The sequence below is a fragment of the Bradyrhizobium sp. Kon10 genome (genome assembly GCF_055807395.1).
In genome coordinates this window covers 1-246 of the sequence record NZ_JBVVOZ010000339.1, presented here as the reverse complement: position 1 = coordinate 246, position 246 = coordinate 1, and the positions used below count along the sequence as shown (strand labels likewise).

Genomic DNA, 246 nt, shown 5'->3' with positions numbered 1-246 from the left:
CCGGCGACTTCTTCATAGTTGGCGTCGTAAGCAATGACGCCGGTGATGGCGCCCCAGCCCTGCGTCCACTTCACGCCGCCGACGACATTCGGAACATAGCTGTCGATCGTGAAGTCGCCATAACCTTGTTCGAGAGAGACCACGGCCGAGAAGCCGTTGCCGGCATCGAAGTAGTACTGAACGACGTTGGTGTCGAAACCACCGTAGGGAACCAGCGTATCCTGGATGACGTTGCCGGCATAACCG

At 58.5% G+C, this 246-nt stretch carries 1 protein-coding gene; it reads right to left on the bottom strand.

What is annotated here, in order from left to right:
* A partial coding sequence (locus AC0L2O_RS37300; RefSeq protein WP_473373266.1) for a porin occupies positions 1-246 on the bottom strand: 246 nt, incomplete at both ends.